This is a genomic window from Paraburkholderia terricola, from assembly GCF_900142195.1.
Lineage (GTDB): Bacteria > Pseudomonadota > Gammaproteobacteria > Burkholderiales > Burkholderiaceae > Paraburkholderia > Paraburkholderia terricola.
Genome location: NZ_FRAB01000009.1, coordinates 1 through 24,860 on the forward strand (window position 1 = coordinate 1; position 24,860 = coordinate 24,860).

A 24,860-nucleotide genomic window follows, 5' to 3' on the forward strand; every position below is an offset into this window, starting at 1 on the left:
GCAAACGGGGACGTCCCCTGCACAAGCCGCAAATCGTTCAGGGCGACCGGGGCTACAGTTCCGAGCCACATCGGCAGCGCTTGCGCGAACGTGGCATCACGCCCGTGCTCGCAAAAATTGGCTCGCCCCATGGCAGCGGACTCGGCAAAACGCGTTGGCAAGTCGAGCGCTCGATTGCCTGGCTTCACTCGTTTCGACGCCTGAAGATTCGCTATGAACGCTACGCCCATATCCACGAGGCTTTCCTCTCGTTAGCTTGCGCCTTGATTTGCTGGACGCGCCTCAAGCCTTGGTTTAACTAATTTCGCAACAGCTTCTTAATCGTTGCTGCGGAGCGTTTCTGGCGGGGGTTGGGGTGAGTTTTTTGTTGGTTCGGCGGGGGTGAGGCGTTGAAGGGGCGCAGGTTTGTCTTAAATCACCGTTACGCGGGATAATAAAGTCCTTGCCAAACAACGCTCCGAACGAATGAACCGGATTAAACGTTACATCGCTACGGCACTCGCCTTCGCTCTTGGCGAGACGCTGGTCTGCGTCATGTTATTGACCGCGCTCGCATGCAAGCTGGCCGGAAGCATCAGAAAATCGCAGCCGCCGCGTTAAGCCTCCGTCATTGCTTGCCAAAGACAGTCAACGCCGCGCGTAGCGCCGGTTTTTGGGTATCGGACGCATCCACCAAGCCAAAATTGCGCTCGCGTGCATTTTTGCCATGCGCTGTATCCTGCCATTCGTAGATTGAAATCAGCGGCGTCCTCATCGAATTGCGCTTTAGGAGAAACGACTTGATGTCTGCCGCCTGACCGGCGATACCCCCATTGCGCCCGGAGGAAACGCCCCACTCTGTGATAACCGCCGGTAGTCCATATCGGGAACGCACGTACACGGATGCTTCTCGAATCTGCGATTCGCTCATGCCGTACGCGTGATATGAAACCGCGTCGATGCAATGGCTCGACGGCGATTGAATGCTTTGCAATAGCTTATCGGAGTGGGACCCGGAGGCAGGAACCGTCGCAAAACCGAATCCGATGACAGGAGTCGTGCCGAGAACGGCCCTCAACCCGCTGCACACCGCCTGCATATAAACTGGAAATGTGGAATCGACATCGCCAGTTGGCCAGAACGTGGGCAACTCCGGTTCGTTCCAGAGTTCAACGGCGAGCAGATCGCTACCATTTGCGCCAGCCAGGCTGCCCACTACGTTGATCAGTTGCTTCGCTGAGTCGCGCAGTTGCGCATTGCGCGCCGCCTCATCGTTCGAAGACCTCGCGAGCGGGATCGTCGAACGCACCGTCAGAAGGACGGGTAAATCTGCCGCTTGAGCAGCGTTAAACGCGTCAGTCACCTTCTTTTGGTATTCCGCTGTCTGCATTGAATTCGTCCACACCCCAAAGCGAACGAAGCTAAATCCGGTGGCTTTGATCTGTTTCGCCGTGGTCGGCGTAAACCGCTCGATCTTTACCTGAACGCCAACCTTGGAGGCGCCTTCGTGATCTGAAATCCAGTCTTGCTTCTTCGCCTGCACTTGCATGGCGGCGCTGCACATGCAAAACGCGATCACGCCTACTTTCGATAAACGTTGAAATGAAATCACCTGATAGTCACTCCAAGAGGTTCCCGTCGTCCAAACCAGCGATTCAGCCACGCAAGCACGGGTTTCTCAATCCGACGGTGACACACGTCACTGGCCGCGCACACCACAGCGATCACGATGAAGACCGTCGCCGCGCCGTTCCACGAGTTCAGATTCGTCTGCATCGTCAACACCTTTCGCAGAAAGCCGACGACATAGGGATGCAACAGATAGATCGCGTAGCTGGCAGCCCCAAGGCGAGCAACAAGCCTGCTCCGCGTGCTCCAGCCTCCCGTTTCCATTGCGATCAGGGACGTGATGAACGCGAACGCCGGCACGCCATACACCGCCGTGCGCATAAATCCGCTTGGTGCGCCATACAACATGAAATACGCAGGCATCGCTGCAAGGCTCGCTACAGCGCTGACCAGCCAGAACCACCGCGAAATACGCTCGACTCTCGCCAATTGCACGGTCCAGTACGCGAGGACCCCTAGGCAGAATTCCAGCAGAAATGGTTGCCCGAGGTAGTCGACGATGAGATTCGATGGTTTGACCAGCGCATTGAGCAAGCTATATAAAGCAAGCGCGGCAGCTGCAACCGCCGTAGCGAAGCGCGGACGTACCACGCTGATCGCGACTGCGATGACAAGATAGAAAAGCAGCTCGTATTCGAGCGTCCACCCATTGAGGTTGAGCGGTCCCCAATGACCGTTGTCCTTTACGTAAGGGATGAATAGGAGCGACTTCACTAGGTATATGGCGTCTGCAGTCGTCGTGTTCAACCAGTGCGGCCTGATCGTTGCAATGATGTATACGCCGATAGTCGACAGCCAATAGAGCGGCAGAATGCGGATGAGGCGCTTGCGCAGAAAGTCGCGCCCCTCGCCCGGCGCGACGAGCGACATGATGAAGCCACTGATTACGAAGAATATGTCGACGCCGCATTGTCCGAACGGCAATACACCGAGGTGATAGGCGACGACTACAAGCGCGGCGAGCGCGCGTGCGCCCTGCACGTTGTCATAAACTCGCGGCCGGTCAATTATCGTGCTCATGGGTTAAACGCCTCTTCGGTTGAGCCATATCGCTGTTGAGCTGCCGATGACTGTGGTTGAGAATCGACCGGCGGATAACCCGCCGGCGTTTGGCCATTCGGGGCCCGCGAGCGGACAGCCAGAGCGCTGAGCCGCCATGCACAAAAGAGCGCGACGCTGGAAAGGTGCCGTGTGTAGCTACCCAGATCCGGCTCGAACAGCATCGATACGGCCATGTGCCCGATGACAAGGCTGGCGAGCACATCCATCGCGCGTGTGTCGATGCCCGCCGCGAGGCCGCTCTTGCGGCCGAACACGGCGCCGATTGCGATCCATACGAAGATCAGCATCACGAACTCCTTGGGCTCAGGGGAAAACAGCACGGGAACGTTCAGTCTGAGGATCGCGTAGAAATAGTCTGCGCAGAATGCTGCGAACGAGGTCGGCTCCAGCAGGTTGTAGAAGCCGGTGCGCGCGCCGTAGGGCGAGCCCGCGACCAGATAGTCGACTGCCATATCGCGCGGATGCAACAGTACGTAGTAGGTGGCATCCGGCAGCAGGTACAGCCCCGCCACGCCCGCGAGAACCAGAAACGTCTTTAGTCGCAGCGATGCTGAGCGGAATATCCATGCGCCCGCGGCAACCGCGAGAATCATCACGAAATAGATACGAACCGTTAACGCGTATCCGAGATAAAGCACCGCTGCGGCGAGCGCGACATGCACCACACTCCACCTTCGGGCGATCAGAACCAGCACCACCGATATCAGGACGACGAGCGTGTCCTTGCTGGCCACGAACAGATTGAAGAACACGCATGGCGCGATCAGCACCATATTCATCAGCAGGCCGCCGAGGCGCTTCGAGCTTCCAACCATCAGCCAGATAAATAGCGCACCGATACTCACCACAAAGACATTGGTACCGAGATCACCGAGCGAAGCATAAAACTTCGCAACTGCGTCGAAAGACGTATCTTGATACGTGTTCGAGCCACCGATCTGCGACTGGATCTTCTCCGAATCGCGGAACACGAACTCGGGCAAAAACACGCCCGCCTTCGCGTACATCATCAGATACAGCAGGATGGATAGACTGGCGATGAGCCGGATGACACCCACGCTGAGCCGCGGACCGGCGTTAAGTGCCTTACGAAACATAAAACGCTTCCTTATTGCTGTCCACGACGACGGGAGTCTCGCGGGCACGCATGACGATCAGCACCAGTATCGCCACGATCCCCACACTCGCCGTCAGGTGCGCCAATGCCGCGCCGATTGCGCCCAGCCGCGTGACCAGCATCCATTCGAGCGGAATACTTACGACCGCCACAACCGAAATCGCAATGACAACCGGCTTCCCGAGGCGCAGCGCGACCGCGCCACTCCAGAAAACGTCCGCGATGGACCTCAGAACGAACGAGACGAGCAGCGTGAGCAGCATCATGAGTGCCGGGCCGTCAGCGGGTTCGCCAGCGAGCCGAAAGATCGGCTGGCTGGCGAATAGAATCCCAGCGACGGCAAGGATCGAAATGCAGGCGCTCGATCGCGCCGAGGCTCGCAGCACCGTCCAGAAGTCACCGTCGACCGCACTCAGCGCGCGCACCAGCCGTGGTCCCGCCGTCACGACGATCGTCGCGTAGGCGATCGTCTGGATCGAGTTTGCGATCGACCACGCGAAAACATAACGCCCGAGTTTGTCCGCCGTCACGACACCACTCGCGAGAAACCGCTCACCGTATTGCAGACCGGATAGCACGGTCGTCGCGACGAAAAATGGCAAACCGGCGATCCACACCGAGCGGACGCTTCGCGCGCCGTCGGTGGCAGGTGTTTCCCGCTGCAATCCCGCCTCGTGCCCTGCATGCCCTGAACGCCACACGCACCAGCACGCCGCGACCGCGGCGATGACGTTCGTCCCGCACCACAATGTGAAAATCATCTCGACGGAACGGACCCCGCCGGCGAGCAGGCCGACAATCGCCACACCCGCCCATGCGCCGGTACGGATGAAAAGCAGCGCCGACCCCAGCCTCGGGCGATGCAGCGAAAAGACGTACGAGGTCGTCTCAAGCCCCAGATGCTCGGAGAACGCCACGAGCACCACGCCCCAGAGAATGCCAGGCGTGATGCGATGAAATGCACCCAAACCCGCGCTGTCGTACAGAAACGCGACGATGGCGGCAATCACCGCGTACACGACGCAATAGAGCAGGAGCAAACGGCGCGCGTCGCGGATCGCGCCCACCGGGTTCACGCTGCTCAGTCGCCGGTTGATCTCGGTGCTGAATCCCAGACCGAGTAATTTGGACGATACGACCGATACGGCGAGCGCCAGACCATAATCGGCCACGGCTGCGAATCCGAGCGTGCGTGCGACGACGATCGTCAGCACGAATTTCAGCGCCAGCGATGCGATGCGAAGCGTCAGGCGAATGAGCAGGTGCATGACAATACCGCGCTATGCGTTTCTCGCGGTGCGCAGCGCGGCGAGAATGCTGTCCCGTCCGCTGCGGATCCGCTCGAAACCCGACGAGGCGTTCGCCCAGAAAGCGCGAATCGCATCCGGCGCCATGATCGTCGCGGCAACCTTCCCGGCATCGAAGTCGGCCGCGTTGGCCACCCAGTCGTGCAAACCGAGATCAGCATACGCACCGAAACCCTTGCGCTCATAGCTGAGGTGATAGGACGGCACGCCATTCAGCACCGACTCGAGAACGCCATGCAGGCGCACCGATACCACGACGTCTGGCGTGTCCTTCACGAGCAAGTCTTTCAGCGTCGTCGGTTCGCCGTCGATGCCGATGCTTCGGTAGTATGCAAGGTCGTCGTTGCCGCGGCCCCTACTTTGCACGGCAAAGCTGATCCGGCACGTTTCGCCCAGCTGATGGATCAACGTTCGCGTGGCGCTCTCGTAGCGCCCGCGCTGCTGCGCACTCCAACCCGGCGCCCGCCGTAGCACGAACGCTACATGGCTGACGGCAGGACGGGCCTTCCGTGCGCGCGTCATGATCTGCTCGCTGCGCCGTTCGAAATCGAGCACCGCGAGATCGGGAGCCCGCAGGGTGTTCGCATTGCGCTCGAGAAAGGCCAATGAGCGGTTGTCGCGAACGAACACGGATGAAAACCCGCTGAGCATGCCCGACAGATGCGAGCGCAGCGGTTCCGCTGGCATAGTCGGTCCGATGCTTTGCGGCAGATACACGGTCGGTTTGTCAGCGAGACGTGCCGCGCGCATCTGCAGCAGATGGCCCGCTTCGAGCTTGAGCGCCTCGATGCAGTTGCGCGCGCGCAGGTATCCGCCTCCCACGCCGACGACGAGATCGGCCGACTTCAGAAGCTGCAACAACGCGCGCATCCGGCCGTTGCTGTCAATGGGAAACATAAGACCGGCCGCGCCGGCCCCAAGACGGGTCATGCCACTGTCCGCAAGAACTGGCGCCGGATAGACATCGGGGTACTGGGGGAACGAACCGGGATCGGCCGCGACGATCGATACGCGCGTCCCCTCGCCCAAAGCCTCGTTCAGCAGAGTGACCGAGAGGTCGACGAGCAGTCCATCGCCCGAATTCCTTGAGCTGTAAGCGTGAAGGAGAACCACGTGCGTTTGGGTTGCCATCAATTGCTCTCCTTGAGCAAACGCCTGTAGAGGTCCACCGTGCGGTCGATCATGGCGTTAGCGGAAAAACGCTCAACGGCCCGTTCGCAATTGCGGCCCATGTGTTCGCGCATCATCGGATCTTGGGCGAGCGCGGCTATGGCGTCCGTGAACACCGTCATGTCGTCTGCATTGGGAACCACGAATCCCATCTGTTCCGCGTCAACCAGTTCGGCCGCGCCGGAGACCCGCGTGGCAACGATTGGGACGTGCGCTGCCATTGCCTCGAGGACGACATAAGGGAAGCCTTCATAACGGCTGGATAGTGCGAAGATGTCGAAGGCGGAGAAGTAGCGACGCGCCTCCGGGAACAGCCCCAACACACGCATGTTGCGCGGAATGGCGTCGGCGCTCACACCCGACGCGGCAACGAAGTCCCCCGGCCCCATCACCGCGAAAATGACGTTATCGATTCCACGGTCGAGCAGGCTTTGGGCAACCCGTACCAGCCGGTCGACACCCTTCTGGAAATCCAGCCGCCCCACGAATCCGACAACGACCGCGTTGCTCGGCAAGTCCAACACCGCGCGGGCTTCGACGGCTGGAAGCAGCATAGGGGTTGGTACGCCGTTGAAGATCGTCTCGATCTTGTCCGCGGGTATGCGCAATACCTGCCGCAAATGTTCCGCTTCATCGAGCGAAACAGCGATAATTCGGTCGCTGCGCATGCGACCGAGAAATCCTTCGACCAGTCCATAGAAACGGCGTTGCGCACGCGGCAGATACGGATTGAGCGTGTAAACGGCATGTGGGGTGTAGACCTGTTTCCACGGGCCTAAGCACAGACGGGCGAGCGCACCCGCCTTTGAGCTGTGACTGTGAACGATGTCTGGCTTGATCTTTTGCAGACATTTGAATAAATGAGCGAAGGCGATCGTATCGGAACTGCTGATCGAGCGGACCATCGGCAGCCGATGAACCGTATCACACTGTGCGAGAACATCGTCCGCAGAATTACGCCGTCAAAACGAGCTCCGATGGGAATCACCAGGTGAACCTCGAAGCCCCCGCGGGCGCGCAAGCCGCGTACCATATCAGCGATATGGACGGCTACGCCGCCACCCGCCGCTTCGACCACGAGCGCCACACGTAATGCGGGCTCCCGCGAGTTCCGACGATCTCGCAGGGCAGTCCGACTACCGTGGGCGACAACTGATTGCGATCGTTCAGCGGCAACTGCTGTATTGACTCGCATCACCGCCCCAGTCCAAGACGCACCAATATCTGACGCCAGCGAGATACTAGTGCCGGCTGCGCCTCTTCGTACCGGTACTGCACGTACCGATAGGCTCCGGTTTTTCGGCCGTAGCTTCGCCTTCCGGATTTTGGATCGAGGCCGTTAAGAAGTGCACCAGCCACTGAAATACCAGAGTGCGCAAATCGCTTGACCGATTCCGAGAGTTCCGCCACGCGAGTGCGGCCGGCTCGTGCAACGAGCAACACCGTCGCGCAGTGGTCTGCCAATACCATCGCGTCGGTTACGGCCAGAACCGGCGGCGAGTCGACGAGCACTACGTCGTAGTTACGTGCGCTCGCATCGAGAATCTGCCCCACGCGTTCCTGGATGAGCACCTCCGCTGCGCTACCTGGCAGCCCGCCCGTGGCAATAAAGTCCAGATGCGGGACCACGTCGCGATGAATGACCTGATCCAGCGCAAGCTTCCGTGCAACGACGTCCGTAAAGCCACGCTCGCGCTGCCGACCGAAGTATTGATGGAGATGGCCCCTGCGAATATCCCCGTCGATGACCAATACGCGCTTGCCACTTGCGGCCAGCAGCGCTGCGAAATTCGCCGACACGAATGATTTCCCAACGTCGGGCGTAGGGCCGGAAATGAGGACCACGTTATTTTTCGCGTTCAGCATCGCGAACTGAAGTGCCGTTCGCAAGCTTCGAAGACTTTCGACCGCAGGTTCGTGCGGATAGGCTTGCACCAGCAGACGGACGTCCAACGGGTGAGTGTTACGCTCCTTATTGAGTTGCTGTTGATAGCGCGACTCCGGAATCGTTGCATACACGGTCAGGCCGGCGTGGCTCTCGATCTCCTCCGCCTCGGCAATTCCGGCGAACAGGTAGTTGTGAACAAAAGCAAAACCAACACCCAGTAACAGCCCGAGCAACGTGCCGATAGCGATCGTCACCGGGCGGTTAGAAAGGCGATTTTTTCAGGAACTACCGGTGAATCGACGAGGCGCACGCTTCCTGTCTTGCCCGCCTTGACCAGTTTCAGTTGCTGAACGTTATTCAGCAGCGCCGCGTAGAGATCCGTATTGACTTTTACATCCAGCATCAGACGCACAGCATCCTGCTGAACATCGGGCAAGCGCTCTATCTGCTGGGCGAATACGCTCTCCTGGGCGCGAAGTGTGGCGATCTGCGCGTTGAGCGCAATCACTTCAGGATGTGAACCGGTAAACCGGGAGGAGAGTTCGTCGCGCTTCTGTTGCAGTTCGAGCATGCGCGTCTTTGCATCCGCCGTCTGCTGAAGTGCGATTTTGGCTTCCTCCGTCAAATCGACGGACCCCGCTTATTACGCAACAGCGTGTAGCGGACCTCGGCATCCTCAAGTTGCTTCTTGAGCACCGGGACTTGCGCATCCAGAAATGCTAGAGATTGCGCAGCGTCGGCCACCTTGCGTTCGATGTTCTGCTTCAGGTAGTAACGGCCGACCGCCTGCATCTGGTCCCGAATCATGACGGGATCAGTTCCCCTCAGGGTTGCAATGAGCACGCCCGACGATTTGATCTTCTCCTTGACGTCAAGACGGCTCTGCATTTCCGTGATTGTGCCAAGGCGAGATTTCCGGGACAGTTCGAACTTGGTGCCTGGTGCCGCATTGAACGACCTCACGAACAGCGTCATCGGCCCATGGCTGGTCTGAATCACCTCGACCCGGCCAACCCGGCCAACAAACGGATTCTCAAGAATCCGACCGGATAGGCTATAGCGGCCCGTAGAAAGCACGGTAAGCGAGAATCGGTCACCCTCCACGCGCGTCGGGACGTCGAACTGAATAATGTCGGCGTGTTCCGCGCCCCACGCCCAGCCACCGATACCAAAAATACCTGGGCGCATTGCCGTGTCACTGACGCGTGCCACAAAATCGCCGATCAGCGGGAAACGGCTCGGGTGCACCGTGATATAGCTATGCAGTTCGTCGACAACGCTGGTCACGACGAGCCGCGAGGCCATGATCTGCTGCTCGGCGGAAGTCGGCGAGTTGTAGTTGAACAACGACGACACGTCGCCCAGCAGGCTCTGGGCAGCAGCCATACCGTTGCCGTCCTCAACCTGAACCGAGATGTCCGCCTGATAGCGTGGCGGAAACAGAAAAGCGAAAGCGGTCGCAAGTGCGGCGCAAGTGAGGCAAATCTTGAGAATGGCACTTCGGTACTCGACCAGTACGTCCAGTACCCCGATGAGATCTAGCTCATCGTCATGTTTTAACGCCTCGTTCTCAGGCGACTGCAACGATTTCATTGTGAACAAAGGTGGGTGTTTTGAGGGAGTGTCAAGGCAAAGTCTTGTCGGTACGCGAAACCGGCATAACGGCTGTACCGGATACGCCCGCGATGCGGAGGGACCAGCCTTCGACGCCGGCCTCGATGAGGCTCAGACTTTCTTCGAATGTCGCCCGGTCCCTGCCGTATGGGTCCGGAATGTCGAATCCTGCCAGGGAATCCCCCGGGGGATTCGAGAAGTCGCCGAGTCGATATACGCGTCCAGACAAAAACGGGAATCGACGCTCGAGGTACTGCCTCTGCCGATGGCTCATGACAAGGACAAGATCGGCGGATGCCGCCATCCACCCCACCAACTGCCGGGCACGGTGCGCACGGATATCGAGACGGTGTTCGCGCATCAGGCTTATGGCATGAGGATCCGCTTCACGGCCGATCAGCGCCGTAATACCGGCGGACTCCACAGTTACGGACTTAAGGCGCCGCGAGAGGAGAGCCGCCGCCATAGGACTGCGGCAGATATTGCCGGCGCATACGGCCAGCACGCGTTCAATCATTTCGCAATAACTCCCGCGGTCAACCCCGTGCTAATCAACGGCATCAACAGACTCAGCACACGATTGAAGCGAACGAGACCGCTGCCATCCACATACACGACGTCTTTCGGTTGCAGATCGAAATCCTTGGCCAGCAGCATCGCGACCGGCGAGCGGCCATCGAGGTGAAATACTTCGGGCGTCCCGCTCAACGAACCACGAACCACGAACATCTGCGCGGCATCGGCAGTCGATGCGTTGACGCTACCGGCCTGCGACAATGCGTCCGCGAGCGTGATGCGTCCGGTTCGACGCGGAATCGCTGATACGGGTTTGTTCACCTCGCCCATCACGTACACATCGTTTTCGTCTCGGGACACGACACGCAGCAAATCACCGTGTTTCAGATAAAGTCGTGACGGGCTCACTCCTTGGGCCAGCAATTGCGTCATGTTGAGGCGATGCGATTGGCCGTCGCGTACCAGCACGAGGTCACTCTGATCAGCGTGTTCATTGAAGCCGCCGGCACGACCGATTGCTTCATAAAGCGTCATGGGCACGTCATTGACAGCCAGCGCGCCGGGGCTATGCACCTCTCCGTCGACATAGATCTGACGCGCACGGCAAGAAGCCATTCGCACAGTGACCTGTGGTTTGACGAAGTACTTCGCGAGCGCCGCGGTCAGGCGCCGTTGTATCTCCTCGGTACGCAGCCCTGCCACATCCAACGTGCCTGCATACGGAAAAGTCAGAGTGCCGTTCTGATCGATAATGAAACCGGCAAGAGGATCACCAGGTCGCGGCGAGGACTGCGTTTGCGAAGTACCGAGCGCGGCTGCGAATTCGGGGTGATCCCAGACAACGATCTGCAGCACATCACCGGGCCCGACGGCATAGGCCTGCGGCGCTTCCGAAAGTAGCTGCGAAAGCTCCAGTTGCTGTTGCTTGCGGGTTTGAGCGAGGCTCGAGATGAGCGCTGCATCAACCTTAGTGATCGCGATGTCAGGCGTGCCTGGCGTCGCATTGGCTTTTTCCTGAATCACGTCTGCGCCGACTGCGCCGGCGGCATTCGAATTGCTCGATGCATCCTGCACTCGAGAGGTTTCCATCCGCATACCCGGCGCCACCGCGCACGCGCTGGTCAGCAGCGTGACGGCCGCCATAAGTGCCCCAAGCCGATACACCGGCCGCGACTGAATTACCGCTAACATCGTGTTCAACCTATTCAAGCGAGCAAGCCGTAGCTTTGCCCTCGCTGCCCGAGTTCGGGCAGACGTCATTCGTGTTTCATTGAGATACACATCGCCGGACGCGTCACCGCACGCCGGAGAAAATGCGCGGACATCAATACGCATTCCGATGCACCAACCCCTTCACCACCGTCGCAAGAACGATGCGCATATCCAACCCGAACGACCAGTTCCGCAGGTAATACAGATCGTGTTCCACACGCCCCTGCATCTTTTCTATCCGGTCGGTTTCTCCGCGAAATCCGTTCACTTGAGCCCACCCGGTGATGCCCGGCTTAATCCTGTAACGATGGATATAGCCGTCGACGATGGACCGGTATTGGTCGTCGTGTTCTATTGCGTGCGGCCTGGGTCCGACCACCGACATTTCGCCACGCAGCACATTCAAGAATTGCGGCAACTCGTCAAGACTCGTACGGCGCAAGAAAGCGCCGACGCGAGTGATGCGCGGATCTCCGCGTGTAGCCTGGCGAACCACCCCGGGCTGCTCCGCATGCGCGCTCATCGAACGGAACTTGTAGATGCGAAAGACACGCCCGTCCGCCCCCTTGCGCCGCTGGGTAAACAGAACCGGTCCTTTCGATGTCGACTTGACGGCCACCGCAATCGCCGACATCAGCGGTAACAATGCAATCAGGACCGCCGCGGCAAACAGCCGATCGAAAATCGCTTTCTGAATCAGGGCGTAGGGAGTCATCGGCGAAGCCATCAAATTGATAGCGGGCGCGCCGATCAGGTCCACGACGTTCCGGTCGAACATCGCAAGGCCGCGTACGTCGGGAATAAAGCGCAAATTGACGAGGTCGCCGCTGAACTCGTCGATGATCCGCAATACGGTGCGCTCTTCGGACATCGGCAGCGCAATCCATACTTCCTCGATCCTTTCGCGGCGCACCCAATCCGCGAATTCACGCAAGTGCGCAAACGACGGCAAGCCCGGAACGTCCGGCTCGCTACCCCGTCGCGTGTTGAACGCCCCGACCGCTCGGAAACCCGCGCCAGGCGACTTCACAATGTTGGCGATCACGCTGTCGCGATGCGCGCCCGCGCCGACCACGGCGACCGTGCGCAAATTGCGCCCGGCGCGCCTCATTCGCTGAAGCACTGCATGCACGAGCAGCCGCGACGCCACCAGACCCGTTGCCGTCATCACGGTCCAACTCACGCACCAGATTCGCGAGATCGATGCTGTGCGATGAAGCAGAAACATCAAGGCAAGGCCGCAGACCTGCACGATGATCCAGCCGAACACAATGTTCAGACTCAGATGCCATTTGGAGCGGCCGCGCCATGAGTCGTAAACACCGAACAACGGCAAGAGCAGAATGCCGAGCGCCATATCGAATGCGACAAACGCACCCTCGACAATCAAGTGCCCCGAGTCCGGCATGAAGAAATGCGACGCCAGAGCCGCGCCCAGCGGGATCAGCATCACATCGAGCAGGCGCGCCAGCACGCCCTCTTTATCGACGAAGTTACGCGTACCGGCTTGACGAATCACGATCGGCATCGTGCTTGGCTCTAGCATCCAGCCAGGCAGCAACGCCGAGAACCGGTTTCGACACGCGGCAAACCTCGCACCGGTACGAGAGACGGCAATTCAGCCAAACGCGCCAAATCAACGTTCTTATTCGCGGCATCACTTGCAGCGTGTTTGTTCACGGTTCCGCCTCAATGGGTCAATTCTTAAAGAAGGCGCATTCTGCTCTGGCTGGCATCGCCGTAGAGTGCGAAATTTCCCAAATGGCCGCCGCTTTAGCCGGTCCAATGGATCGCTTTCCAATCCGCGTCCGATGAATTCCGCATCTCTTGAGAGCAGTTCGCGCCGCGCTCCTTTCATAATCAATTGCTAATGCATCGATCGAGAAACTTTAACTATCTGTGATTGCGCGGCGCCCGTATGCTCGATTAGTGGCCCGCCGCCTTGCATCGGTGAAAGGTGGCATCGGGCAAAAGATTTACATAGTCACAGGAGACGGCATCATGAAGATTTGCATCTTCGGAGCGGGAGCGATTGGCGGCATGATGGGCGTGCAGTTGGCACGCGCCGGCGCTGACGTGAGTTTCGTCGCGCGCGGCGCGCATCTCGCGGCAATGCGCGAACACGGCGCGCGTCTGATCATGGATGGCGAGACGTTCAGCGCGCCGGTACGCTGCACGTCCGATCCACGCGAACTCGGCGTGCAGGACTTCGTGATCATCACGCTGAAAGCGCACTCGCTGCCCGGCGTGGTTGACGCAATGCAGCCGCTATTGGGCAAGCACACGGCGATCGTCACCGGCGTAAACGGCATTCCGTATTGGTACTTCCATCAGCACGGCGGCAAGTTCGCCGGCACGCGCCTCGCGAGCATCGATCCCGACGGCGCGCAATGGACCAAGCTCGGCCCCGAACGCGCGATCGGCTGCGTGCTGTATCCCGCAGCGGAGATCGTCGAACCCGGCGTGATCAAGCATGTGTACGGCAAGAAATTCCCGATCGGCGAGCCGAGCGGCGAGCGCACGCCGCGCATTCAGCAGTTGCAAGAAATCATGCAGGCGGCCGGTTTCGACGCGCCGGTTCGCGACAATATCCGCGACGAAATCTGGCTCAAGTTGTGGGGCAACCTGTGCTTCAATCCGATTAGCGCATTGACTCACGCCACGCTCGATATCCTCACGAGCGACCCCGGCACGCGCGCGGTATCACGCACGATGATGCTCGAGGCCAAGCGCATCGCGGATCAATTCGGCGTGCATTTTCGCGTTGATGTGGAAAAACGTATCGACGGTGCGGGTGCGGTCGGCGCGCATAAAACTTCCACGCTGGTCGATCTGGAGAATCGGAGACCCATGGAGATCGATCCGCTACTGACGGTGGTGCAGGAGATGGGTCGTCTCGTCGGCGAACCCACGCCGACCATCGACGTGGTGCTGGCGCTCGTCAAACTGCGCGAGAAGATGGCATTGCAGGGCGATTGAACGCCACCGTGTACTCTTGAAGCTGGCGAGGAAACGGATCGGACGCGCAATGCGTTCGATCCTTTTTTGACGCCGGGATACTCCGGTCAATTGATCGATTGCAACTACACCGCCTTCAACCGGGTGAACTTTCGATCGCGACAATCTCGCCAGGGACGAAGCCATTGGCTGCGGTCTGCGCTTCGCGATGCCAAGCCTAAGGCTCGTGCAGTACGGCACCGCTTCGCGCCACCTCCGGCCACACGAATCCGTGAGAAGAAGCGGAGGGCGCGGCCTCAACGGCCGCCAAAGGCGTCGCGGCCAGCGCCGCGAACTGCGCCCAGGCCGCCGCGGCGTTCGGTCTGAGCGAGCGGTTGCGACGATGCACGAGCAGCGTCGCGAGATTCATCTCGGGCAAGAGCGGCCGGCTTACTAGCGATGCGGCCAACGGCGGCCAATGCGCGTCGACGGGTAACACGCCGACGCCAAGCCCGAGTTCGACCATGCGCAATACCGCCGCGACGTGCCCGAATTCCTGCACCGTGCGCCGTTTCAGTCCATTCGCGCTGAAAGCGAGTTCAACCGCCGCGCGCACGCCCGCATCCGCATTCAACGTGACGAGCGCCCATTCCTGCAACGTGCTCCACGCAACGCTCGTCTCGCACGCCAGCGGATGCGTGGGCGGCATGACCGCATGCAGCGGCGTCGTGAAGACCACTTGCGCGTGCAACAAATCACCCGCGAGAGGTTCAGCCGTGGAGACGACGCCGAAATCCGCCTCGCCTTGCTCGACACTCGCGAGCACGCCGCTTTGCGGCTGGTCCTCCACGGATACGATCAGTTCGGGAAAAGCCGCCGTGCAACGCGCGAGTCCCTGCGCGACCCAACTCGACGACAACACCGGATTGCTGGCCAGCGCCACGACGCCGGTATGGCCATCGTAAGCGGCGCGTTCCTCACGCAATGTCAGCTCGATTTCGTCGAGCAGGCGGCCGATTCTTCGCTCGAGACTGGCGCCCGCATTCGTCAGTGCCACCTGACGCGTAGTGCGGTCGAATAGTTTCAGTTCGAGCGAGTCCTCGAGCTCGCGTACACAGCGGCTCACCGCCGATTGCGTCAGATCGAATTGACGCGCGGCGCGCGTGAAACTGCGCTCACGGGCGACGGCGACGAATACCTTGAGCTGCTGCAGCGAGACGTTCATGACTTACCTGCGGCGCGGCGCTTCATGCTATTCCCCGTTTGCTCGGGCCAGTGGCTAAGCCGCGAGGATCTGATGTCGTGCATTCATCGGTGTGACGAACAGCGTCCATGCGTATCGCGGATTCGCCACCAATGCCATGCACACCATGCCGATGACGAGCTGCCACCAACGGTTCGCTCAAAACGCCCTGGCCGTCTTCCGGCGAGTGATGTTGTCCATGTGCCTTGTCTCCGCTATTTATCTGGTTCAGCCGGCCCAGCGTGCCGTGTCCTGTCCACCTTATCGTTACGACCCGAAAGCTTGTTTTTCGGGGAAGAACTTCGGCGCTTAATCGTCGTGGTTGTAAGCTTACTTATCCCGATCGATTAACATCCGCGCTGCAACACAAACCTTCGCCGCTTCGTGCGCCTAGCCACCAACTCCAAGCGTTAACCCGAGTACAGCAGCGGGCCATTCCACTTCGATGTGAGAGCCATGCTAGGGTGATTGCTGAATTACTAATAATTAAAGTTTGTTATTATGTTGATTCACATTTGCTTATACATCGGTCATGACGATGCGCAATGCCACGCTGCGGCAATTGAAGGTTTTCGAAACGGTGGCGCGCCATCTGAGCTTCTCGCGTGCGGCGGAGGAATTGCATCTCACACAGCCCGCCGTCTCCACGCAAGTGCGCCAACTCGAGGAGCACGCGGGGCTGCCGCTGTTCGAACAGCTCGGCAAAAAGATCTACCTGACGCCGGCCGGCACCGAAATGCTCCACTACAGCCGCGCGATCATTCAGCAGTTCCACGAAGTCGACGAAGCCATGGGGCAACTCAAGGGCGTTTCGGGCGGCAAGCTGAATGTCGCGGTGATCAGTGCGGGCGATTACTTCTTTCCGCGCGTGCTGGCCGAATTCACGCGCCGCTACTCCGGCGTCGTGCTCAATCTCGCGGTGCACAATCGCGACGAATTGCTGCATCAGCTCGCGAGCAACCAAACCGACCTCGCGGTAATGGTGCGCCCTCCGCATGAAACGGACGCGACCAACGAGCCGTTCGCGCCTCACCCGTATGTGATCGTGGCCGCGCCCACGCATCCGCTCGCCAACAAACGCAACATCAAGATGAGCCAATTGGCGAGCGAGGCCTTCATCGTGCGCGAGCGCGGCTCGGATACCTGGAATTCGATGGAAGAAGGCTTCGCCGGACGTCTCGCCAATCTCAAGATCGCCATGGAGATCAAAAGCACCGAGACGATCAAGCAGGCCGTGATTGCCGGCATGGGAATCGCATTCCTGTCCGCACATACGATCAGCCTCGAATTGCAATTGGGCCACCTCGTCGTGCTCGACGTCGAGAGCTTTCCTCTGATGTTGAACTGGTACGTCGTGCATCGGAAGAACAAACGCCTGCCGCCGGTCGCGGTCGCCTTCAAACGTTTTCTGATGGAAGAAGGCGCGAACCTGATCGAAAAGATCACGCGAGTGCGGGAACTGAGCGTATATAAACGCTAGGCTATGGGTACCCAATAAAACTTTAACTATTGGAAATTCGTCGGCGCTTTTATGCTGCGAGCTGGTTTGATTACTCGTCAGCCCAGGAGGCCGATCATGACCTACGCTTCGGTTGAGTCTTTCGCCAGCACGCGCACTGGCCGTACTGCCGCCGGCAGTTCCGACGACGCGCATCTGAGCGCCTACAACGCCGCCTTCAGCGATCTCGGTCTGCGTTTTCGCTGGGACCATGCGATGCTCGAGGTGCTCAAGGAATTCAACGGTGAAGCGGCGCGTATCACCGCCTATATCGAGCGCTTTCACGCCCATCTCCATCGCGCGTACGATGCCGACTTTCTTGCGCAACTGATCCTGCAAAGGAAGGCCCATTACTACAGCGAGTTCGCATCGGCGGGCGACTGAGGGCTTTGGCGGGATCGCAATCTCGCCAGGCGCGCCGCCATTGCCGCAAAAAAAACGCGCCTTCATATTTGACGGCGCATCGCGGAATGACTGCCCGAATCGCGAACACAGCGACGCTTTTGCCCATCCAGATTCCTGCTGTCATGCCAACCGCGACGGTGCCTGGATGCCGCACGCACCCTGCCCGGCGCGATCTCTCGCCACGCCCAGGCCTGCTCTTCGCCACCGCGCCATTCGATGCGCGCCAGCAGCCCTGACTGTCCCGCGATGAGCCCATCGCGACGGGCAGCGAACGCATGTGCATGCGAGCCGTGATTACTCGCGTGGTCGTTTGAGTATTCGCGGCTCGTCATCAGATGCACGCCCATCGCACAAGCCAGCGCGCTCATCGCGAGCAGCGCGGCGAAACCGAACGGCTGCGCCTGCTCGGTGACGAAGCCATAGCCGAGCCATCCGCATAGCAACAGCGCAAACAGATTGACGATGCGGTGACCCGGACGCGCCGCCGCGCTCGCCTGCAACACACCGAGCAGTTTGCAGAATGCGATCGCCGACGCGGCGAAGATCAACGCACCCATGAATACCGCGGCATAAAGTTCGATACGTTCGATACGCTCGGCATTCGCCTGCGCGGCGGAGAACAGATAGCGCGCGAATCCGCCCGTCATGACAGCGAGTCCCGTGGCGATGCCGGCCAACGCGACGAGCAGCGGCCGCCGTGTCAGATCGCGTTTGCGCACGCGCCATGCGCCGAACGCGGCGCCCACTACGGCGGCAGCGACCACACTACAGCCACCGCCAGTGCCCGCCGCGAAAAGCGCCACCTGTACCGCGGCCAATGCGCCAGCGCGCCACGCAGGCTGACGTCGCGATCGCCACGCAAGCGGCAGTTGTCCGAGCGCGGCAAGCGCAACACCCAGCAGAATGCCGAGCACAGCGGCAAGCAAACACGACATGTCGAGCCATTCGGCACTGTCGGAAGGTTGCGGCATGTGTGCTCCTCCGTGTTGCGCTTTCATCGCGTCAGGCAGAGGGACCAGAAGCGGGTCCGCCCGTCAGGCGATGCTTGTCGTCGCTAATCGAACGCTTCCCACTAGCTCCGCCCCGCGAGCCGGGGCGGCACGCACCCAGACCTCGGTAGGCCTAGATCGCCCCGACCGCACGTAACGCGCTGATCTGCTCGCGCGAATAGCCGAGCTCGGTCATGACCTCGTCGGTGTGTTCGCCAAGCAGCGGCGAGCGCTGCACTTCGGTCGGGCTATCGGACAGTTTGATGGGATTGCCAACCGTCAAATACTTGCCGCGCGTCGGATGATCCACTTCGACGATCGTGCCCGTTTCGCGCAACGAGGGCTCCTCGGCGATTTCCTTCATCGACAGAATCGGCCCGCACGGAATGTCGTACCGGTTGAGGATTTCCATCGCCTCGAACTTGGTCTTCGTCATGGTCCAGCGCTCGATCTCGGCGAAGATTTCCTTCAGACGCGGCAGGCGTGCGGCGGGCGTCGCATAGTCGGGATCGGTGGCCCACTCCTCCTTGCCGATCACGTTGCAGATCTTCACCCACACCGGCGCCTGCGTGATGAAATAGATGTATGCGTTCGGGTCGGTCTCCCATCCCTTGCATTTGAGAATCCAGCCCGGCTGGCCGCCGCCCGATGCGTTGCCCGCACGCGGCACCGCTTCACCGAACGTACTGTTCGGATATTGCGGATACTCCTTCATGACCCCGGTGCGCTCGAGCCGCTGCTGGTCGCGCAGCTTCACGCGGCACAGGTTGAGCACGCTGTCCTGCATCGCTGCAAGCACCTTTTGGCCGCGCCCGGTGTGCGTGCGCTGATAGAGCGCGGTGACAATGCCCAGCGCCAGATGCAAACCCGTGCCGCTGTCGCCGATCTGCGCGCCGCTTACGACCGGCGGGCCGTCGTCGAAGCCGGTGGTTGAAGCCGCACCGCCCGCGCATTGCGCGACGTTCTCATAGACCTTGCAATGCTCATAGGGCCCGGGGCCGAAGCCCTTCACCGAAGCGACGATCATGCGCGGATTCAGCTCCTGAATTCGCTCCCACGTGAAGCCCATCCGGTCGAGCGCGCCCGGAGCGAAGTTCTCCACCAGGACGTCGCATGTCTGAATCAGCGCCTCGAGAACCTGCTTGCCTTCCGGGTTCTTCGTATCGACGGTGACCGAGCGCTTGTTGTGATTGAGCATCGTGAAGTACAAGCTGTCCGCGTCGGGAATGTCTCGCAGCTGTTCGCGCGTGATATCGCCGACGCCGGCCCTCTCCACCTTGATCACGTCCGCGCCGAACCATGCGAGCAACTGCGTGCAGGTCGGTCCCGATTGCACGTGCGTGAAATCGAGAATGCGCACGCCGTCGAGTGCTTTGCCCATGTTGTCTCCTGAGTACCGTCCTGTTCTCGCCTGGTCACGAATGCGCTCGCGATATTTGATATATCACATACCAAATTCGAGTTTGCGTCAACCGAGGTTTTATACCGAACGCCTCGGCGGGACAGTCATGCTAGAAGGTAGGGAATGCAACGGATGAAGGCGGGAATCATGGGCCTAGGGCACGGTGGCGACAACCGGGCTGGCTTAGCCGGGCGGCACTGAGGCAGGCGTGTGGGCGGCGAAGGGTGATGAGCCGCGGATGAAGGCCGCAGCCAAACGAAAAAGTCCGCGGTGTTTTGATCACCGCGGACTTTTTATTCGCTAAGCCATTGGAGCGCTCGAGCGCATCAATCCAGAAAGTCGCAATTCGCTTCGACAAACGCAGCGAGATCCAGCGAATGCTGACGCGTGAGCCGCTCGGCCAGTTCGGTATCACGCTGTTCAAGCGCCTCGATAATGCGCAGATGGTCGACGATCGAGCGCGACGCGCGGTCGCTCTGTGAAATGGTCATGCGCCGGATCGCGCGCACGTGGATGAAGATGTTCTTGATCGTGTCGAGAATGATCCGCGACTTCGACAATTCGACGATCGCCTGGTGAAACGCGATATTCGCATCCGAGTATTCGGCGATGTGTTCAGCCGGCGTGGCGTCGCGGAAATGGTCGAACATGTGGCGCAGCCGGGCGATTTCCTCGTCCGTGGCGTGCAGCGTCGCAAGGCGCGCGGCCATGCTTTCGAGCGCGGCCCACATCTGGATCATTTCGACGATTTCGCGCTTGCTCTTGCGCACGATATAAATGCCGCGCCGCGGCACCATGCGCAGAAAACCTTCCTGCTCCAGTAGCGTCATCGCCTCGCGCACCGGCGTGCGGCTCACGCCGAGCGATTCGCTCAGCACGCGCTCGTCGAGACGAATTTCCTCGCGGGACTGGTAGATGTCCGCGTCGGCAATCGCCTGGCGGAGCATCGCATACGCCTGATCGCGCAAGCTCGCGCTTGCGCCGATCGGCTGTAATGACAACGTTAATGGTGTTGACACTGCTTCAGTTTGAAGTTCTGACGACATTCATCGCCTCATGTTGAACATGTGAACGATATCGTGCTGCCGCTACCCCGACGCGCTGTTCGCCCAAACCTACGAATCGGCCATGTTGCGCTGCGAGTTGCGCGACCGGCTGGGGAATCCAGCGAGTCAACAGGACAGTGGCGGCAGACCCTAAGCCTACGAAGGCAGCGGCGAGCAGGGCGAGAGGAACAAGTTCCATTTGTAACTCCGAATGATTGAGTGAAGGAATGACTCAATCATATGCTGCAACGCCGCATAAGTCAATATTCTGTATTCAGTATATCAGTAGTTGTTGTTTTTCAGACGACGTCACCAAGGTAGCACGGGCGCGCTCCGGATGCTTCCCCCGTCGCGGAAATGCGGTAGCGGTCGGTGTAAACGCGCAAAACGCGCGCTATTCGCGCACTCGCGTCCGATTATCGCGCAGTTTCGCCCGAATGCCGATTGTGCGATCCGTCTCGTCTCACTAACCTTCCGGAAATCCTGCAAGGGGCCGGCGACGGCCAGTGCGCCGGGACCTACCACCCGAGCCACCCAGCAGCCAAAGGTTAAAAGGAGACACCGTCATGAGCACCACCATCCAGCCATCCGCAATGGCCGACAACCGCAAGACGCGCAGCCAGGCACGCAAGGCGGCGCTCGGCAGCTTCGTCGGCGCGGTAGTCGACTGGTATGACTTTCTGCTGTACGGCATCGTCGCCGCGCTCGTCTTCAACTCGGAGTTTTTCCCGAAGGTCAGCCCGGCGATGGGCACGCTCGCGGCGTTCGCCACCTTCGGCGTCGGCTTTCTGTTCAGGCCGCTTGGCGGCTTCGTGTTCGGACATTACGGCGACCGCCTCGGACGCAAGCGCATGCTGGTCCTCACGGTGATGATGATGGGCCTCTCGACCGCCGCGATCGGTCTGCTGCCGGCCTTTGCCACCATCGGCTGGTGGGCGCCGGTGCTGCTCGTGACGTTGCGCGCGATCCAGGGCTTCGCGGTCGGCGGTGAATGGGGCGGCGCGGCTTTGATGGCGGTCGAAAGCGCGCCGGAGAAGAAAAAAGCGTTCTACAGCAGCGGCGTGCAGGTCGGCTACGGCGTGGGCCTGGTATTGTCGACGGGGCTCGTCACGCTGATTAGCCGTTCGATGGACAACGCGTCGTTCCTGAGCTGGGGCTGGCGTCTGCCCTTCCTGTTCAGCGTGGTGCTGGTGCTGATCGCGCTGTGGATCCGCTCGAGCATGGAGGAGTCGACGGAATTCGTCGAAAAAGTCGGAGAGCATGGCGAGCGCAGCGTGCGCCTGCCGATCGTGGAAGCACTGCTGCGGCATCCGAAGGCGTTCCTGCTGATCATCGCGCTGCGGCTCGCCGAACTGTTCACCATGTACATCGTGACGGCGTTCGCGCTGAACTACTCGACGGCCAATCTGCACATGCCGCGCGAGTTCTTTCTCACGATCGGCTTGCTGGTGGGCGGCGTGAGTTGCGTGACGATTCCGTGCTTTGCCTGGCTCGCGGACCGCTTCGGCCGCCGCCGCGTGTACATCGTCGGCGCGCTGGTCGGCATGTTCAGCGCGGTGCCCTTCTTTCTCGCGCTCGAAGCACGCTCCACCGTATGGATCGTGGTCTTCGCGGTAATGCTCGCCAATATCGCGCACGACATGGTCGTGAGCGTTCAGCAGCCGATGTTCACCGAACTGTTCGGCACCGAGTATCGCTATAGCGGCGCGGGGGTGGGCTATCAGGTGGCGAGCGTGGTCGGCGGCGGTTTCACGCCGTTTATCGCGGTGGCGCTGGTCAGTCTTGCCGGCGGCTCGTGGCACCCGGTCGCCGCTTATCTGGCGATCGGCTGCCTGATCTCCGTGCTCGTGGCGGCAAAGATGAAAACCGGGCGCACGATCGCCTGATTCTCCGGCAAACCCTCGTTGACGACGACGGGCCGGCCGTGGCGAAGCTGCCACGGCCGGCCCGTTTTGTTTGGGCGCGGCGTTTCTTTTTCTTACCGCTTCGCCCCAATTCGATCCGTCCGGCGACGTTTCGTCAGGTCAATACCTTATGCATTTCCATCTCATATTGCCAAGGCCAACCGCGCGCCCTATCGTTCGACCCTGCAGGTCTCAGCCCGAGTCCGCGCCCGCGATATGAAACAAAAAAACATATATCAGCGGCGCGCAAACCTGCCGGTTTTTAGGCATGGCCCCTAAAGCATTTGCGCTAAACGCCGATAACAAAGCATTTGTCACACCGGAGACCGACCAATGAGCAGCATCACCGAGCCGAGCGGGAATTCAGGCTCCGCATCCTTCTTTTCCAAAGAAGCCACCGTTGCCAAGCCGGGCTTTTCACGCTGGATGGTTCCGCCCGCGGCCCTCGCCGTCCACCTCTGTATCGGCCAGGCGTACGCGTTCTCCGTATTCAACGGCCCGCTGACCAAGGTTATCGGCATCACGCAATCCGCCGCTGACGACTGGTCGCTCACTTCCCTCGGCTGGATCTTTTCGCTGGCGATCGTGTTCCTGGGCTTGTCGGCGGCCTTTGCCGGCAAGTGGCTCGAGCACGTCGGCCCGCGCCGCACGATGTTCACCGCGGCATGCTGCTTCGGCGGCGGCTTTCTGATTTCCGCGCTCGGGGTGTATCTGCATCAGATCGTGCTGCTATATCTCGGCTATGGCGTGATCGGCGGAATCGGACTCGGCCTCGGCTATGTATCGCCGGTGTCGACGCTGATCCGCTGGTTCCCGGATCGCCGCGGCATGGCGACCGGCATGGCGATCATGGGCTTCGGCGGCGGCGCGATGATTGCCGCGCCTTTGTCGGTGGCCCTGATGAACCATTTCCGCAGCGCAACGAGCATCGGCGTGGCCGAGACGTTCATCGTGCTCGGCATTGCGTATTTCATCTCGATGTCGATCGGTGCGCTCGCGATCCGCGTGCCGCCCGCCGACTGGAAGCCGGCCGGCTGGACGCCGCCCGCAGCCCAGCAGAAGAAGATGATTTCGCACAACCACGTGCATATCGATCAGGCGTTGAAGACGCCGCAGTTCTATCTGATCTGGCTCGTGCTGTTCCTGAACGTGACGGCCGGCATCGGCATTCTCGGCCAGGCTTCGGTGATGATCCAGGAGAGCTTCAAGGACACGGTGACGCCGGCCGCGGCAGCCGGTTTCGTCGGTCTGCTCTCGCTGTTCAACATGGGCGGCCGTTTCGTGTGGGCCTCCGCTTCCGACTGGATCGGCCGCAAGAACACCTACTTCATCTTCTTCGCGCTCGGCGCCGTGCTGTACTACCTCGTGCCCGGCTTCGCGGCTTCAGGCCAGATCGCCCTCTTCGTGCTCGCCTACTGCGTGATCCTCTCGATGTACGGCGGCGGGTTCTCGACCGTGCCCGCCTATCTCGCGGACATGTTCGGCACCGCGTTCGTCGGCGGCATTCACGGCCGTCTGTTGACCGCATGGGCCGCGGCGGGCGTTGCCGGGCCGGTGCTGGTGAATTACATCCGCGCGTACCAGGTGTCGCAAGGCGTGGCGAAGGCGGACGCCTACACGATGACGATTCACATCATGGTCGTGCTGCTGGTGATCGGCTTCGTCTGCAATCTGCTGGTCAAGCGGGTGGACGACAAGCATCACATGACCGACGCTCAACTCGCCAAAGGCGCCTAAGGAGACCCGCATGTCGACGATTCAAGCCGTGCATCCGACCAACAAGGTCAAGCTCGCCGTCTTCTGGCTGTATGTGACGCTCCCGTTGGCGTGGGGCGTGTTCAATACGCTTTCGCAAGCGATGAAGCTGTTCAGGTAAGTGCGGTAGCACCCCGCGCGTCGTGAAAACGCGCGGGGTGCCGGCGGGAGTTTGACTCGCCGCCGG

Annotated in this window: 21 protein-coding genes and 2 pseudogenes; 7 read left to right on the forward strand and 16 right to left on the reverse strand. The window is 60.4% G+C overall.

What is annotated here, in order from left to right; translation table 11 throughout:
* The coding region (locus BUE39_RS09960; RefSeq protein WP_143169500.1) for a transposase at positions 1-302 on the forward strand (302 nt) is incomplete at its 5' end.
* A 305-nt stretch (positions 303-607) separates the two neighbouring features.
* Here the strand turns inward: BUE39_RS09960 and BUE39_RS09965 are convergent.
* From BUE39_RS09965 to BUE39_RS10010, 10 genes and pseudogenes are all read right to left on the reverse strand, one after another.
* Positions 608-1,591, reverse strand: a complete 984-nt coding sequence (locus tag BUE39_RS09965; protein ID WP_152035383.1) for a cellulase family glycosylhydrolase — start codon at positions 1,589-1,591, stop codon at positions 608-610.
* Positions 1,588-2,628 (reverse strand): acyltransferase family protein, encoded by a 1,041-nt coding sequence (locus tag BUE39_RS09970; protein ID WP_073428496.1) that lies wholly within the window; start codon positions 2,626-2,628, stop codon positions 1,588-1,590. The genes BUE39_RS09965 and BUE39_RS09970 overlap by 4 nt, the downstream gene beginning before the upstream one ends.
* A complete protein-coding gene (locus BUE39_RS09975; RefSeq protein WP_073428497.1) occupies positions 2,625-3,767 on the reverse strand; it encodes a hypothetical protein in 1,143 nt (380 codons plus the stop codon). Before BUE39_RS09975 ends, BUE39_RS09970 begins: the two co-directional genes overlap by 4 nt.
* A complete protein-coding gene (locus tag BUE39_RS09980) occupies positions 3,757-5,055 on the reverse strand; it encodes a lipopolysaccharide biosynthesis protein (protein ID WP_073428498.1) in 1,299 nt (432 codons plus the stop codon). Before BUE39_RS09980 ends, BUE39_RS09975 begins: the two co-directional genes overlap by 11 nt.
* A gap of 12 nt (positions 5,056-5,067) precedes the next feature.
* Positions 5,068-6,225 (reverse strand): polysaccharide pyruvyl transferase family protein, encoded by a 1,158-nt coding sequence (locus BUE39_RS09985; protein WP_073428499.1) that lies wholly within the window; start codon positions 6,223-6,225, stop codon positions 5,068-5,070.
* Positions 6,225-7,169, reverse strand: coding sequence for a glycosyltransferase (locus BUE39_RS36045; protein ID WP_073428500.1), 945 nt, complete (start codon positions 7,167-7,169; stop codon positions 6,225-6,227). Before BUE39_RS36045 ends, BUE39_RS09985 begins: the two co-directional genes overlap by 1 nt.
* A gap of 289 nt (positions 7,170-7,458) precedes the next feature.
* Positions 7,459-9,745 (reverse strand): annotated as a pseudogene (locus BUE39_RS09995) (polysaccharide biosynthesis tyrosine autokinase).
* 31 nt (positions 9,746-9,776) lie between these two features.
* A complete protein-coding gene (locus BUE39_RS10000; protein ID WP_073428501.1) occupies positions 9,777-10,283 on the reverse strand; it encodes a low molecular weight protein-tyrosine-phosphatase in 507 nt (168 codons plus the stop codon).
* Positions 10,280-11,425 (reverse strand): polysaccharide biosynthesis/export family protein, encoded by a 1,146-nt coding sequence (locus tag BUE39_RS10005; protein ID WP_084561388.1) that lies wholly within the window; start codon positions 11,423-11,425, stop codon positions 10,280-10,282. Before BUE39_RS10005 ends, BUE39_RS10000 begins: the two co-directional genes overlap by 4 nt.
* A 181-nt stretch (positions 11,426-11,606) precedes the next feature.
* Positions 11,607-13,022, reverse strand: a complete 1,416-nt coding sequence (locus tag BUE39_RS10010) for an undecaprenyl-phosphate glucose phosphotransferase (protein WP_073428502.1) — start codon at positions 13,020-13,022, stop codon at positions 11,607-11,609.
* Positions 13,023-13,495: 473 nt separating this feature from the next.
* Here BUE39_RS10010 and BUE39_RS10015 point away from each other — a divergent pair, with 473 nt between their 5' ends.
* A complete protein-coding gene (locus BUE39_RS10015) occupies positions 13,496-14,473 on the forward strand; it encodes a 2-dehydropantoate 2-reductase (protein WP_073428503.1) in 978 nt (325 codons plus the stop codon).
* Positions 14,474-14,669: 196 nt separating this feature from the next.
* On the opposite strand, the gene BUE39_RS10020 is transcribed toward BUE39_RS10015, so the two are convergent.
* Entirely contained in the window at positions 14,670-15,656 is a 987-nt protein-coding gene (locus BUE39_RS10020; RefSeq protein WP_073428504.1) for a LysR family transcriptional regulator, read from the reverse strand.
* Positions 15,657-15,728: 72 nt separating this feature from the next.
* Positions 15,729-15,875, reverse strand: a pseudogene (locus BUE39_RS35400) (oxalate/formate MFS antiporter); the annotation flags it as partial.
* Positions 15,876-16,206: 331 nt separating this feature from the next.
* Here BUE39_RS35400 and BUE39_RS10025 point away from each other — a divergent pair.
* Both BUE39_RS10025 and BUE39_RS10030 read left to right on the forward strand, forming a co-directional pair.
* On the forward strand, positions 16,207-17,154 hold the full coding sequence (locus BUE39_RS10025; RefSeq protein WP_073428505.1) for a LysR family transcriptional regulator: 948 nt from the start codon (positions 16,207-16,209) through the stop codon (positions 17,152-17,154).
* A 96-nt stretch (positions 17,155-17,250) separates the two neighbouring features.
* Entirely contained in the window at positions 17,251-17,556 is a 306-nt protein-coding gene (locus tag BUE39_RS10030; RefSeq protein WP_073428506.1) for an HAD family hydrolase, read from the forward strand.
* Between the two features lie 62 nt (positions 17,557-17,618).
* Here the strand turns inward: BUE39_RS10030 and BUE39_RS10035 are convergent, their stop codons facing one another.
* From BUE39_RS10035 to BUE39_RS36005, 4 genes are all read right to left on the reverse strand, one after another.
* Positions 17,619-18,548: an NAD(P)(+) transhydrogenase (Re/Si-specific) subunit beta gene (locus tag BUE39_RS10035; RefSeq protein ID WP_073428507.1), complete on the reverse strand. Its 930-nt coding sequence runs from the start codon at positions 18,546-18,548 to the stop codon at positions 17,619-17,621.
* A gap of 151 nt (positions 18,549-18,699) precedes the next feature.
* A complete protein-coding gene (gene frc, locus BUE39_RS10040) occupies positions 18,700-19,947 on the reverse strand; it encodes a formyl-CoA transferase (RefSeq protein WP_073428508.1) in 1,248 nt (415 codons plus the stop codon).
* A 347-nt stretch (positions 19,948-20,294) separates the two neighbouring features.
* Positions 20,295-21,014, reverse strand: a complete 720-nt coding sequence (locus BUE39_RS10045; protein WP_073428509.1) for a GntR family transcriptional regulator — start codon at positions 21,012-21,014, stop codon at positions 20,295-20,297.
* The gene (locus tag BUE39_RS36005) at positions 20,992-21,213 is read right to left on the reverse strand and encodes a hypothetical protein (RefSeq protein WP_073428510.1); all 222 of its coding nucleotides are present in this window, start codon (positions 21,211-21,213) and stop codon (positions 20,992-20,994) included. The genes BUE39_RS10045 and BUE39_RS36005 overlap by 23 nt, the downstream gene beginning before the upstream one ends.
* A 367-nt stretch (positions 21,214-21,580) precedes the next feature.
* On the opposite strand from BUE39_RS36005, the gene shiA reads away from it, so the two are divergent.
* The 3 genes from shiA to BUE39_RS10065 all read left to right on the forward strand — a co-directional run bounded on the left by shiA (position 21,581) and on the right by BUE39_RS10065 (position 24,794).
* On the forward strand, positions 21,581-22,900 hold the full coding sequence (shiA, locus tag BUE39_RS10055; RefSeq protein ID WP_073428511.1) for a shikimate transporter: 1,320 nt from the start codon (positions 21,581-21,583) through the stop codon (positions 22,898-22,900).
* 351 nt (positions 22,901-23,251) lie between these two features.
* On the forward strand, positions 23,252-24,655 hold the full coding sequence (locus BUE39_RS10060) for an L-lactate MFS transporter (RefSeq protein WP_073428512.1): 1,404 nt from the start codon (positions 23,252-23,254) through the stop codon (positions 24,653-24,655).
* Positions 24,656-24,665: 10 nt separating this feature from the next.
* Positions 24,666-24,794 (forward strand): MFS transporter small subunit, encoded by a 129-nt coding sequence (locus BUE39_RS10065; RefSeq protein ID WP_073428513.1) that lies wholly within the window; start codon positions 24,666-24,668, stop codon positions 24,792-24,794.
* Positions 24,795-24,860 lie beyond the last annotated feature (66 nt).